The sequence below is a fragment of the Streptomyces sp. NRRL S-337 genome (assembly GCF_000720175.1).
Lineage (GTDB): Bacteria > Actinomycetota > Actinomycetes > Streptomycetales > Streptomycetaceae > Streptomyces > Streptomyces siderophoricus.
The window spans coordinates 17,080-29,995 of the sequence record NZ_JOIX01000017.1; the positions used below are offsets into that span (position 1 = coordinate 17,080).

Here is a 12,916-nt window from a genome sequence, read left to right on the forward strand (position 1 = left end):
CGCTTACTTACCGGTGGCCTTGGCCAGGGCCCGCTCGATGCCGCGGAGTTGGGCGGTCTGCCACTGCTGGAAGGAGGCGCCTGCGGGCGTGGGGGTCTCGGTGACCGTGGCCACCGGTATGCCCTGCGCCTCGGCCTCCTTGACTTGTTCCTGCACGTCGGGCGTGGAGTTCTGACTGTTGTAGACGTAGATCTTGATCTGCTTGCTCTTGATCTGGTGGTCGATGGTGGCCTTGTCCTTGGCCGTGGGGTCGGAGCCCTCGCTCATGGCGTCCAGGAACGAATCGGGGGTCAGCATCTTCAGCCCCAGTCCCTCGGAGAGAGGAGTGACGATGGACTCGGACGCACCGATCGGCGTGCCCGCGTACTTCGCCTTGATGTCGGACAGCAGCCGGTTGTACGGCGCGAGGGTCCTGGTCTCGAACGTCTTCTTGCGCTGGTCGAAGTAGGCGGCGTCGGCCGGGGCCAGCTTCTTGTAGTCCGCGGTGATCTTGTCGATCACCTGGTGGACGTCGTGCGGCGAGTACCAGCGGTGGGGGTTGCCGCCCGGCTTGATGCCGACCAGGTCTTCGACGTTCAGCTCGGTGCGGCTACTACCGGGGTTGGTGGAGAGCAGCTTGTCGGCCCATGCGTCGTAGCCGATCCCGTTGACGATCACGTAGCGCGCGCCGGAGACGGTCCGGGCGTTGCCAGCGGTCGGTTCGTAGTCGTGTGGGTCGGTGTGGGGATTGGTGATGATGCTGGTCACCTCGGCGTGGCTGCCGCCGAGCTGGGAGGCGATGCTGCCCCAGAAGTTCTCCGCGGCCACCACCTGGAGCTTCTTGCCGGAGCCCGAGGAGCCACCGGAGGTGTCGGTGTGGGCGCTTCCGGCAGGCGAGGTTGCACATGCCGCGGCGGTCGCAGCGGTCACTGTGACCGAGGCGGCCACGAGGGCGAGGCGTACGGATCGCCGGCGGGCGGGACGAAAGGCGGGGGCGGGGGACATACAGGGGCTCCTTCGGATGCACCGGGCTCGGGGCGGTCGCAGCCCGGTGGAGTGGCTAGACCCTCACCTTAGATGAAAATGATTTTCATTCCAAGGGATGGAGGTGGTCATTACCAACTCTTGAGGCAGCGTCCCGACGGCCAGGCATGGCCTCGACTCCGGTGGATGCCGGGCGCAGGTGCTGGAGACGGCGCTGCACACGGCCCGCCCGTCATGTCACCGGCGTGCACGGCGCCCGCGCGCACGGGTGCGCGCCTGCGCCTCCCCGGGGGTGGGGACGAATTGCAGTTCCAGGGCGGGCGAGGGAGCGGCCACGCCCGGCCCGCCGGCCGTCACCCAGCTGAGGATGTCGTCGGTGCTGTCGTCGCCCAGCGCCCAGCCGATCCAGGTCGCCCGGCCGCCGCGGCGACGGCCTTCGCCGGAAGGCTGAACGACGACGATGTTGGCCTGCCCGCACGGGCCGAGGCATTCGCTGGTACGGACCGCGAGCCGCCCGCCCGACTCCGCCGCCGCGGCGCGGAGTCGGGCGAGCTGCCACTCGTGGTCGGTGCCCGGGTGCTTGCGCGGATTGCCGCAGCAGCAGCCGCGGCACACCACCAGTGTGCAAGGACGGTCTTTGGCCGCGCCGACCCGGATGCGACTGTCCGGCCGGGTCACAGGGTGTTCCGCGACGGCAGCCGGTGTGCGCGTACCCGACCGTCCCGGTGCGCGGCGATCAGCAGATGGGGCCCGGACCAGGCGAGCGCGGCCACCGCCGATGCCGCCGGAAGGGTGCGCGAGGGTCGCATGCGGGCCTGGGGGCGGCCGGCGGTGGCCTGCCACAGCGCGACCGTGCCGTCGTGGCCACCGCTCGCCAGGTGGCCCGCGCCGCCGGGCCGCCACGCGAGGGCGGTGACGGTGTCGTGGCATTGCAGCGAGCGGGGTGCGGTGCCGGCCGGGCCCTTGCCGGAGAAGTTCCACACCGTCACATCCGGTGCGCCGTCGGCGGCGAGCCAGTAGCCGGTGTCGTCGAAGGCGAGTCGGGAGACCTTCTCCCGGTAGCCGGACATGGTCAGTTCGCTGCCGTCCCTGGTGCGCCAGATGTGGATGGAGGCGTCCTGGTTGCCGCTGCAGATCCAGCGGCCGGTCGGGGCGACCGCGAGCGCGAGGTGCGAGCCGACGTAGGGATAGGTGACGACGGGCTTGTCGGTGTGCCGTTCGTGGGCGCGCACCGCCCCGTACGCGGCGACCGCGAGCCGGCGGCCGTTGCGCATCCAGGCGAGGTCGGTGACGGTGGACGCGGCGGGTTCGGTGGCCCACTGCGTCTCGCCCGCCGGGTCGAGGACGAGGGCGCGGCGGCCGGAGGCCACGGCGACCCGGCCGTTGTCCGCCCAGGCCGCGGTGGACGACCAGGCCCCGGTCTCGACGATGAGCGGCGAGACGCGCGACCGGCTCCACAGGGCGTAACCCGTGGGCCCGGTGACTGCCAGGTGCTGGGCGTCGCGGGAGAGGGCCACCGAGAGGGCCCCGCCGGGGAGTTCGAGCCCGCCGACCTCCGTTCCGGTGGCGGCGTCGGCGATGAGGACGCTCCCTTCGGCTCCGGCCACGGCGACCAGGTCCCCGGCGGCGGAGAGGGCGACGGGCGCGTCGTCGAGGGCGGTCTCCCACGCGGTACTGCCGGCCTCGACGGACGTGTCGGTGGTGATGCTCATACGGCGGCTCCCGCGGTGACCACGCAGCGGGCGAAGCCGTGCGTCAGGGCCTCGCGGTCGAGGTTGCGGCCGATGAAGACCAGGCGGTTGCGGCGCGCTTCGCCCTCCCGCCAAGGAGCTCCGTTCTCACCGACGAAGAGCATGTGGACGCCCTGGAAGACATAGCGCCGGTCCGATCCGGCGAGGGCGAGGATGCCCTTGGACCGGAAGATGTCGGCTCCCTTCTCCCGCAGCAGCTTGCCGAGCCAGGCGTTGAGCCGGCCCTCGTCGACCTCGCCGTCGATCTCGATGCCGACCGAGGTGACGGTGGTGTCGTGCTGGTGCTCGGTCTCGGTGAGGAACTGCGGGTCGTCCTTGAGGACCCGTTCGAGGTCGAAGGCGCCGACGTCCAGGATGCGGTTCAGCTCCACCTCGGCGTGGCGGGCCGGGATGATCTCGACCGGGGCGTTGATACCCCGGATGCGGGCGATGACCTCGGCGATGGTCTGCTCGTCGGCCAGGTCGGTCTTGTTGAGGACGACACGGTCGGCGAAGGCGAGCTGCTCGACGGCCTCGTTCTCCACCCCGTCCGGCTTCTTCTCGTCGAGGTGCTGGAGGACGTGTGCCGCGTCGACGAGAGTGACGATGGCGTCCAGGCGCAGCTGAGCGGCGATCTCGTCGTCCATGAAGAACGTCTGGGCGACGGGGGCGGGATCGGCCAGGCCGGTCGTCTCGATCAGGATGTGGTCGAACTTCTCACGCCGGCGCATCAGTGCGCCGAGGATGCGGATGAGGTCTCCGCGCACGGTGCAGCAGATGCATCCGTTGTTCATCTCGAAGATCTCTTCCTCGGAGTCGAGGACGAGCGCGTCGTCGATGCCGACCTCACCGAATTCGTTCTCGATGACGGCGATCCGCAGTCCGTGGTTCTCGGTGAGGATGCGGTTGAGGAGGGTGGTCTTCCCCGAGCCGAGGAATCCGGTCAGTACGGTGACGGGCACCCGGTCATCTTGCTTGGCGGACATGGTGGTTCAGGCTCCTTCGGGTTCGCGGGCGAGCAGTGCCCGCAGGTCTTGCTCGGTGATGTCGGCGACGGGTCGGTGCAGGGTCCAGCGGCGGGCCGTACCGTTCATGGGCAGTACGGCGATGACGGTCTCCAGAGGCGGGCAGTCCGCATCGCTGCACGCCAACTCCCGCACCATCACGGCGGTGTCGTCGTCGAGCGCGAGCAGGCGGCGTACCGACTCCTTGACTTCCGCCGCACGCGGGTTCTGCCCTGGAGGCCAGGTCCCGATCGGCTTCATGCCTCTCCTTCGGCGGTATCCGGCCTGCAGCGGGCACAGATGCCGGTGAGTTCCACGATGTGTTCCACGGCTGCGTAGCCGGTGATCCGGGCGGTGTGCTCGGCCCATTCCTCCACGGCCTCGGACTCCACCGGTCTGCTGCGGCCGCAGGCCCGGCAGATGAGGTAGTGCCGGTGCCCGTCGTCGGGCCGCCTGCGGTAGCGGCGTTCACCGGTCTCGTCGCGTACGACGTCGACGCAGCCGGCCCGTTCGAGTTCGCGGAGCGTGCGGTAGACCGTGGCCAGCCCGACCGGGAGGTCCGTAGTGGCCAGGCGGTCGTGCAGAGCCTGCGCCGAGACGAAGTCGGTACAGGCATCGAGCACCCGCAGGACGGCGGAGCGCTGTCGCGTGGTCCGGCCGCCCAAGCGGCCGCGCTCCGCACAGCGGGGAGCGAGATCGTTCATGGAGCAGTCACCTCGTTCAGCGGCCGGTACGGGCCGTGAACAGAAACGCTAGATGAAAATGACATCCATGTCCATATGAATCTTTATTCATGTGAGTGGCGCGCGCCAGACAACGGAAACGCCTGCGAACGAGACCCAGACGATCCGTCCGCGACCGGGAATCTGGCAGGCTGACGCCATGACGGCGCACGAGGCAGCGATGGCACCCGAGTTCACGCAGATCACCCGCCCCGGAGAGATCGCCCGTGACCTCAGGCGGGAGCTGACGGACTGCTGGGTGATGGTGAGCAACGCCGGCGGAGCGGTCATCCCCACCGAATTTCCCCTGCCCCCGGTGAGCACCCGGGACGTCGCGCCAGTGGTGGACCAGCTCGTCCGCGGGCTCGCTCCACACCGGAGGAGGCTGCTCATGGCCACTGTCGAGAAGGCGCTCGCGGGCTGGCTGCTCCTTCGCCGCGACGAGCATCCACTCGTCGCGCACTGCGGCGTGGTCAACCACGTCCAGACGCACCCCCGCTTCCGCGGCCTGGGGATCGGCGCCGCGATGATGCACCGCGTCCGCGGCATCGCCCGCGACGAGATGGGCCTGGAACGGCTGGGCCTCGGCGCGAGATCGGGCTTGGGCTGGAGGACTTCTACCGCAAGCTGGGGTGGGTGGAGGTCGGCCGATGGCCGGGAGCGCTGCGGGTGGCGCCCGGCGACGACCGTGACGACGTCCTGATGAGCCTCACCCTCTGACGCGCCACTGGAGAAGCACGCCCCTGGACGCCGCGCCGGTCCCGCACCTACCGACGGCGGACCGCGACCACAGCCGCATCAGTCCTTGACCGCGACCAGGACATGACTGTCCCCGAACTGCCAGACCGGCGTGACGTGGCGAAAGCTCGCCTGTCGCAGGAGTTCGGCGTGACGGGCCGCCGTCAGACCGCCGCCGCCGCCACCACCGCGCGCGGCCCGGCGCCGCTCGCGTTGCGTGAACAGGTCGGCCAGCTCGGGGTCCTTGGCCGCCGCCGTCCACCAGGACTGCCAGTCCTCATGGACGTGGGCGCGCGAGCGCTCGGCCCGGCGGCGGCCCACCTGCGCGGTGAGGTCCGAGCAGGGCGAGCCGGCCTGCGGGAAGTGGTCACCGTTGATGAGGGCGCCGCCGGGGCCCAGGAGGGTTGCGAGACGGCGGTAAGTGGCCAGCAGGGTGGACTCGGGGAGGTAATGGAGGGCTGTCGTCGAGACGGCCGCGTCCAACGGGCGGTCCAGTTCGAGGGCGTTGGTCCAGCCGTCGTCACCGATCACGGCGTCCACATAGCGGGCGGCGTCCGCGTGGTGGGTGCGGCCGAGCTCCAGGAGGAGCGGGTCCATGTCGACGGCCACGATCTCCGCGTCCGGCAGGCGCTCGGCGAGCCGCGCCGCCAGCGAGCCGGGCCCGCAGCCCAGGTCCAGGAGCAGCGGTCTGCTGCGGCCGGCCGTGACGTGCTCGACCACATCTGCGATCACGGTGAACCGCTCCTCGCGGTCGATGGCGTAGCGCTGCTGCTGCCGTTCCCAGCGCTCCACCCACTGCTTGGCCGTCGCCATGCTCACGCCCATCTGATCGGGCCACCCCTTCCGTCTCATACCTGTGCGCGGACACCGCCGAATGTACAGGTATTGGAAACGGTTTTCATCGCGGGTTCACCCGAGCGAGGTGAGTACGGCCAGCAGCCGGTCCATTTCGTCGACGGTGTTGTACACGTGCAGGCTGACCCGCACGGAACCGTCCCTCTTCTCGTCCGCCCCGGCCTGGCACAGGCCGTCCGCCCGCACCATGAAGCCGTGGCTGAACAGGATGAAGCCGAGGTCGTCGGAGGGAATGTCACGATGCCGGAAGGTGACGATGCCGTGGCGTCGCTGGACCGCGGGGACCGGGGAGTCTGCGGCCAGACTGGACTGGCAGCCCAGGATCTCGTACGAGGCCAGGCGCCGGAGTCCGTCGGTCAGCCGGGTTGCGAGTCCGACGGTCCACCGCGCGATCCGGTCCGTGCCGACCGCGTACAGCCAGTCGAGCGCGGCCTCCAGCGAGGCGACGCCCACGGTGTTGGGCGTGCCGCGCCAGCCGCCGGGCTCGAACACCGGGCCGCGTGCGTTGCGGGCCCAGACCGCTCCGGAGCCGGGCAGCGCCAGTGCCTTGTGCCCCGAGAAGACCACGAAGTCCACATCGAGGGCGGACTCGGCCACGGAGACCGGAAGATGGCCGATGCTCTGGGCGGCGTCCAGACAGATCGGTACGTCCGGCCCGACGGCGGCCCGGATGCGGTGCACGTTCATGTCGCCCCCGTACACGTGGTGGATGTGCGTGGCGGCGACGAAGCGGGTGCGCGGGCCGATGACCCGGTCCAGCGCCCGGTGGTCGTAGTCGCCGGACTCCGCCTGGTACGGCAGCTCCCGCACCCGCACGTCGATGCCCCGGTCGGCGAGCAGCCGTTGGGCCTCCAACCAGGGGTCCAGGTTCGCCCGGTGGTCGGCGAAGGGAACGAGGATCTCGTCGCCGTCGGTGAGGTACGAGGTGAGCCAGTCGCGGGCGATGGTGCGCAGTCCCTCGGTGGTGCCGCCGGTGAAGTGGACGGCGGACCGCTGCGGTTCCGGATCGCCGAGGAACTCCTTGACCCGCCGCCGGGTCCGTTCCACCAGCTCCGTGGTCCGGTTGGCCCACGGGTAGGCGCCCCGCCCCGCGTTGGCGTTCGCCGTCGTGAGATAGGTCTGTACGGCATCCAGCACGGCCCGGGGTTTCTGCGAGGTGGCCGCGCTGTCGAGATAGACCAGCTCGGGGTGGGCGGTGATGATCGGGAACTGCTCCCTCGCCTCACGTTGCCAGTGCACCGACTCCGCCTGCTCCCCGCGGGGGAGCGGATGCCCGGTGCTCATTCCCGCACCAGCGGCGCGTCCGCATCCCGCCAGGCGATGATGCCGCCGGCCAGGCTACGGACGTCGGGATGCCCCATCCGGGTCAGCAGCGCGGCGTACCGGGCGGACTTCTCGCCGACCGGACAGGCCAGCAGCACCGGCTGCCGCTTGCTGAAGGGCAGCCCGCCGCGGACGAGTTCGTCAAAGAGCTCGTCGACGATGTTCACCGAGCCTTCGATGTGCAGCGCGGCGTACGCGTGCGGGCCCCGCAGATCGACCACGAGCGGGCGCGGGTCGCCCCCAGAGATCCATCGCCGGGCGTCGTCGGTGCCGATGACCTGGGCCTCGGCCTGTACTTCGGCGTCGGTGAGGGCGGTGGCCGAGTGTCCGCGGCGCGGTGTGCCCAGGAGTTCGGGGCGGCGCTGCCGCACATAGCTCAGATAGCTCTCGGCGCGGTCGCAGACGATGAACACCGCTGACTTGCGGGGCACCGCGTCCGTCAACTCGGCATCCACGACACGCAGATGACGTACCGCGCCCAGATAGGCGGCACCACCGGTCGGCCCCGACAACAGTCCGCAGCGACGGATGAGGGTCATCATGCCGTCGATGGCTTCGTCGGAGCTCACCGACGCGATGGTGTCGTAGGTCGCCGGGTCGAACAGGCCGACCTGGTGCACCTCGTCGATGGTGCGGATGCCGGGTATGAAGTCGGATTTGTGGGCGACCAGGCCGAGGACGCGAACCTCGGGGTCGTGCTCGCGAAGCACCCTGACCACTCCGGTCGACGAACCGGCCGTGCCCACGCAGGCGATGAACCAGTCCGGCGCCCGCCCGTTCAGGTCCTTGACTATCTCCGGTCCGGTCCCCGCCGCGTGTGCCTCGGTGTTGCGCGGGTTGAAGTACTGGTCCGTGTGCAGATACGCACTTCCCGGTTCGGAGAGCGCCTGGTGGAATCGGGTCAGCGGATCGTCCGTGTCGGTCGGGTCGAGGCACTCGCTCTGCCCGGGCAGCTCCTCGATCTCGGCACCCAGCAGCAGAAGCAGGTCCTTGATCTCCGGCACCCGCATCCGGTTGGTCACGCTCTTGAACCGCAGCCCGTGCATCCCGGCCAGCAGAGCGAGGGCCTTGGCCGTGTTGCCGCTGGAGAGTTCCACGACCGTCTCGCCACCGTCGGCCGCGGCCTCGAGAAGCGGACGCGCCATGTTCCAGGCAGGCCGGTCCTTGACCGAGCCGAAGGGGTTGAGCATTTCCAGCTTCGCGTACAGGTCGATGTGGCGCAGACCGTGCACGGCCGGGTCGATGCACACCAGCGGCGTGTTGCCGATAGCCTCCGTGATGCTGTCGTACCTCATGACAACGCTCCCCCCGGGTGGGTGATCGGCCAGTACTCCTCGTCCAGGCACCAGCGCCAGGAGCCGCCCTCTCGGACCACGGCGACCGTGCGGGCGACCGGCTGCCGTTGCGCGCGGTGGGCGTGGAAGTCCATTGCGTAGCCTGCGGTGTTGGCGAAGGCCAGCAGATCGCCGATGCGTGGCAACCGAGGAAGGAAGACCGTACGACGGGTGATCAGATCCGCCTCCAGACACAGGTTGCCGACGAGGTGGACCCCCACCGGGCTCTCCTCGTCCGACCCTTCGGCTGCGGTACGGGGAAGGAGTACCGGATCGACGAGCACGCCGTGCTCCTCCAGGCTCACATCCCCGGCGTTCATGCCCAGGCGCACCAGATACTCGCCCGATCCCGAGACCTCCCCCGTACGCCGTACGTCCAGGACCAGGGCCAGGGAGAGCCCGCACTGGTCCGCCAGGGCCCGGCCCGGTTCGACGTACAGGTCGTAGAGGTGCTCCAGGAGCAGGGTGGCCGACGGGCGGCCCAGGGAGGGCGTGGGCAAGGAGAGAAGTTCGTCCAGGTAGCCGGGGCCGGCGGTGGGGCGGTACGCCGGGTAGAGGGCCGCCGTCCCGCGCACCGTGCCACCCTCGTTGCGCAGCCCATAGCCGTGCCCGCGCCAGGTCAGGGCCGGGCGGGTGCCCAGCACCGCCTCGGTCAGCGCACTGGTGTAGCGCTCCCACTGGCCGGCGTCGGCGACATAGCCGACGCCGAAGCCGCCGCCGATGTCGACCACGCGCGGCGCCAGCCCCCGGGCACGGCACTCATCCATGACCTGCACGCAGCACTCCAGGGCGCGGACCTTCTCCGCGGGGGCGGTGGTGTCCAGGTGGTACGCCACCCCCGTCAACTCGACGGCGTCACGGTACCGTTCGACCGCGGACAGAAGATCACTCACCTCCCTCGCCGGAGAGCCGAAGCGGCTGCGCCGCGAGCGCAGCCGCACACCCACTCCTTCGGAGCTCGCGGCCGACTCGAACGCGGAAAGTCGCAGCAGGACATCGACTCGGGAGAGGCCGTACTTCCGTACGATCTCCACCAGTTGGTCCAGCTCGCCACGTGAGTCGAGGTTCACCGTCGCCCCGACACGAGCGGCGAGCCACAGGAACTCCGGGTCCTTGGGGCCGGTGGCCATGACCCTGTCCGGCGTGAGACCGCACGCCAGGGCGTGCCGTAGCTCCCCCAGCGAGGCGACGTCGACACCGGTCGCGGCCGAGTCCATCGCCGCCAGCCGCCGCACCAGCGCGCTGGACCGGTTCGCCTTGTGCGCGAAGTACACCCGCCCGGCGAGGTGGTGCTCACGGTAGACGGCGCGGAATCGCTCGGTGTTCTCGGCGATCTGCTCCGGCAGCAACACATTGAGCGGAGAGCCGAGGGCGTCGACGAGCGAGTGCAGGAACACACCGGCGTCCAGCAGCGAGGTAAGCGATGGTTCCAGTCGTGGTTGCAGATACAAGGGCACACCCACGACAGGCACCTTCCCTACCGGACGACCGTGGCTCCGACAATCGCTCGGGCGTAATCATTTCCTCCCGCAAGGGCCTTTAAGCCCTGGCGCCCGGCCCGCGAGGACCACACTGGCTTTCCGGCAGGGGTGGCCGATTGCCGGTCCGTTCGACGACTGAGGACGGGCCCTTCACGACACCGCGCCGGACCCCGGCGCGGGCACCGCGCCTTCCCAAACGGTCTGAAAGGCCAGCCGCAGACAGCCTGCGAGCGCCGGGTGTTCGATGAACAGCGTGGTGGTGGAGCGCTCACCGGCCACCGGGTCGGGTATGTCGCACAGCACGCGCCGTTGAGGTGGCTCCACCGGACGGTGCCACCCGCCCGGTGGAGCCGGCGGACCACCTTGATGCCCTCTGCGTTCCAGGCAGGCAAGGACTACGACGGCCCGACGGGCCTCGGCGCCCCGAACGGCGTCGCGGCCTTCACCAAGTAGAGGTTTCGCCCTGCGGGTCATCCGATGCCGTGGGAAAGTCGCGGAGCACGGATTGACGTCGGCCTGTTCGACCCGTTGGGGTCGGGCAGGCCGACGTTGTGCGGGGACGCCGGGTGGCTCGGTGAGGCGTGGTGCGTTGTGCGGCGTGATCGAGGCTGGGGACGTTGGTCGTGCCGCAGCAGCCGCGGCAGACGGTGGCCGTGAGCCGTGCCGCCCTCGCCCGGATGGTCGGGGCCTACGAGTCGGCAGGAGCATTCGCTCGCGCGGTGCCTCCTCGGAGGGGGTTCTTCCACGCCGCTTCGCGCAGCAGGCGCAGCCCGTTGAGGCCGACGATGACGGTGGACCCTTCGTGGCCGGCGACGCCGAGCGGCAGCGGCAGGGTGGCGATGAGGTCCCAGGTCACCAGGGCGGTGATGAACACACCAGCGACCACGAGGTTCTGGACGACCAGGCGCCGGGCGGCCCGGGAGAGGGACGCGACGGTGGGGATGGCGGCGAGTTCGTCGCGGACGACGACGGCGTCGGCCGTCTCCAGGGCAAGGTCGGAACCCGCCTTGCCCATCGCGATGCCGGTGTGGGCAGCAGCCAGCGCCGGGGCGTCGTTGACGCCGTCGCCGACGACGAGCACCTTGCGGCCTTCGCTCTCCCACCTCCGGACAGCTGCCACCTTGTCCTGGGGCAGGAGTCCGGCGCGGACATCGGTGATGCCGACCTGCTCGGCCAGGTGTTTCGCGGCACGCTCGTTGTCGCCGGTCAGCAGGGCAGGGGTGCGGCCGGTCAGCTCGGTGAGGGCGGCGACGGTGGCGGCGGCGTCCGGCCGCAGCCGGTCGGCGGTGCCGATCACCCCGGCCGGAACACCGTCACACAGCACCAACACCGCGGTCCGGCCGGCGTCCTCCAGTCCCTCCACGACCTCTTGCACCACCTCAACGGGAGAGGGCAGGACACGGGCGGGCGAGCCGATCTCGATGGTGTGGCCGTTCACCGTGCCGCTCACGCCCCGGCCGGGAACGGAGACGAAGTCGAGTGCCTCGGGCAGCGGCAGGCGGCGTTCGCGGGCGGCGTCGACGACCGCGCGGGCGAGCGGGTGCTCGCTGGGGTGCTCAGCCGCGGCGGCCAGCGTCAGCAGCGTGTCGTCGGTCAGGCCGGTGCCGGGCAGGGGCCGGATGTCGGTGACGCGCGGGGTGCCTTCGGTGAGCGTGCCGGTCTTGTCCAGGGCGACGGCATCGACCTGGCCGAGGCGTTCCATGACGACGGCGGACTTCGCCAGGACGCCGTGGCGCCCGGCATTGGCGATCGCGGACAGCAGCGGCGGCATCGTGGAGAGCACCACCGCACACGGGGAGGCGACGATCATGAAGGTCATCGCCCGGAGCAGGGCAGGCTGGAGCGCGGAGCCGAAGGCGAACGGGACCGTGAAGACGGCGAGGGTGGCGATCACCATGCCGATCGAGTACCGCTGCTCGATCTTCTCGATGAACAGCTGGGTGGGTGCCTTCGTCTCGGATGCCTCCTCGACCATCTTCACGATCCGCGCGATCACCGAGTCCGCCGGATCCCGCTCGACCCTCACCCGCAGGGCGCCGGTGCCGTTCACGGTGCCGGCGAACACCTCGTCCCCGACCTGCTTGGCCACTGGCAGCGGCTCGCCCGTGATGGTGGCCTGATCGACGTCACTCGCCCCGTCGAGGACCTGACCATCGGCGCCGACCCGCTCACCGGGCCGCACGAGGATGATGTCCCCGACCTTCAGGTCCTCGACGGCGACCGTCTCCTCCCCGCCGTCGGGCAGGAGCCGGGTCGCGGTGGTGGGTGCCAGGTCGAGGAGGCCGCGTACGGAGTCCGCGGTGCGGGCGGTCGCGACCGCCTCCAGGGCTCCGGAGGTCGCGAAGATGACGATCAGCAGTGCCCCGTCCAGCACCTGCCCGATGGCTGCGGCGCCGAGCGCGGCGACCACCATCAGCAGATCCACATCCAACGTCTTGTCCTTCAGGGCCTTCAGGCCCTGCCAGCCCGGCTCCCAGCCGCCTGTGAGGTAGGTGGTGGCGAGCAGCGGCGCCCACACCCCCACCGGGGCGTCGAGCAGCTTGAGCGGGAGGGCGATCAGGAACAGGACCAGCGCGGCCAACGCCCAACGCGCCTCCGGCAGCGCCAGCGCCCGCGTACGCCGTCGCTGGGGCACCGGGCGTGGCCCGGTGGTGGTCGGCGCAGGCCGCTGATCCAGGACAGAGGACATGACCAAACAACCCTTCACAGGCAGGCAGGGCAACCACCATACAGGAATGCCTGTACAGGTCTTCATATATTATAGAT

The 12,916-nt window shown here is 70.3% G+C and carries 12 protein-coding genes and 1 pseudogene; 1 reads left to right on the plus strand and 12 read right to left on the minus strand.

Features of this window, described 5'->3' with window-relative positions:
* Positions 1-3: 3 nt before the first annotated feature.
* From IG62_RS0114720 to IG62_RS0114745, 6 genes are all read right to left on the minus strand, one after another.
* Positions 4-984 (minus strand): metal ABC transporter solute-binding protein, Zn/Mn family, encoded by a 981-nt coding sequence (locus tag IG62_RS0114720; RefSeq protein ID WP_030801994.1) that lies wholly within the window; start codon positions 982-984, stop codon positions 4-6.
* Positions 985-1,200: 216 nt separating this feature from the next.
* The gene (locus tag IG62_RS0114725; protein ID WP_030801996.1) at positions 1,201-1,641 is read right to left on the minus strand and encodes a hypothetical protein; all 441 of its coding nucleotides are present in this window, start codon (positions 1,639-1,641) and stop codon (positions 1,201-1,203) included.
* A complete protein-coding gene (locus tag IG62_RS0114730) occupies positions 1,638-2,675 on the minus strand; it encodes a WD40 repeat domain-containing protein (RefSeq protein WP_030801999.1) in 1,038 nt (345 codons plus the stop codon). Before IG62_RS0114730 ends, IG62_RS0114725 begins: the two co-directional genes overlap by 4 nt.
* A complete protein-coding gene (locus tag IG62_RS0114735; protein WP_030802001.1) occupies positions 2,672-3,679 on the minus strand; it encodes a CobW family GTP-binding protein in 1,008 nt (335 codons plus the stop codon). The genes IG62_RS0114730 and IG62_RS0114735 overlap by 4 nt, the downstream gene beginning before the upstream one ends.
* 6 nt (positions 3,680-3,685) lie before the next feature.
* A complete protein-coding gene (locus IG62_RS0114740; protein ID WP_030802003.1) occupies positions 3,686-3,958 on the minus strand; it encodes a hypothetical protein in 273 nt (90 codons plus the stop codon).
* The gene (locus IG62_RS0114745; protein WP_078872010.1) at positions 3,955-4,401 is read right to left on the minus strand and encodes a Fur family transcriptional regulator; all 447 of its coding nucleotides are present in this window, start codon (positions 4,399-4,401) and stop codon (positions 3,955-3,957) included. The genes IG62_RS0114740 and IG62_RS0114745 overlap by 4 nt, the downstream gene beginning before the upstream one ends.
* A 178-nt stretch (positions 4,402-4,579) precedes the next feature.
* On the opposite strand from IG62_RS0114745, the pseudogene IG62_RS41850 reads away from it, so the two are divergent.
* Positions 4,580-5,139, plus strand: a pseudogene (locus tag IG62_RS41850) (GNAT family N-acetyltransferase).
* A 78-nt stretch (positions 5,140-5,217) separates the two neighbouring features.
* On the opposite strand, the gene IG62_RS0114755 reads toward IG62_RS41850, so the two are convergent.
* The 6 genes from IG62_RS0114755 to IG62_RS0114785 form a co-directional block, all read right to left on the minus strand.
* Positions 5,218-5,982: a class I SAM-dependent methyltransferase gene (locus IG62_RS0114755; protein ID WP_030802008.1), complete on the minus strand. Its 765-nt coding sequence runs from the start codon at positions 5,980-5,982 to the stop codon at positions 5,218-5,220.
* An 84-nt stretch (positions 5,983-6,066) separates the two neighbouring features.
* Positions 6,067-7,296 (minus strand): aminotransferase class V-fold PLP-dependent enzyme, encoded by a 1,230-nt coding sequence (locus tag IG62_RS0114760; RefSeq protein WP_030802010.1) that lies wholly within the window; start codon positions 7,294-7,296, stop codon positions 6,067-6,069.
* Positions 7,293-8,630: a pyridoxal-phosphate dependent enzyme gene (locus IG62_RS0114765; protein ID WP_030802014.1), complete on the minus strand. Its 1,338-nt coding sequence runs from the start codon at positions 8,628-8,630 to the stop codon at positions 7,293-7,295. The genes IG62_RS0114760 and IG62_RS0114765 overlap by 4 nt, the downstream gene beginning before the upstream one ends.
* Positions 8,627-10,132: a Y4yA family PLP-dependent enzyme gene (locus IG62_RS0114770; protein ID WP_030802015.1), complete on the minus strand. Its 1,506-nt coding sequence runs from the start codon at positions 10,130-10,132 to the stop codon at positions 8,627-8,629. Before IG62_RS0114770 ends, IG62_RS0114765 begins: the two co-directional genes overlap by 4 nt.
* Positions 10,133-10,300: 168 nt before the next feature.
* The gene (locus IG62_RS47205) at positions 10,301-10,474 is read right to left on the minus strand and encodes a hypothetical protein (protein ID WP_158795040.1); all 174 of its coding nucleotides are present in this window, start codon (positions 10,472-10,474) and stop codon (positions 10,301-10,303) included.
* 364 nt (positions 10,475-10,838) lie between these two features.
* Positions 10,839-12,839: a heavy metal translocating P-type ATPase gene (locus IG62_RS0114785; protein ID WP_037838359.1), complete on the minus strand. Its 2,001-nt coding sequence runs from the start codon at positions 12,837-12,839 to the stop codon at positions 10,839-10,841.
* Positions 12,840-12,916 lie beyond the last annotated feature (77 nt).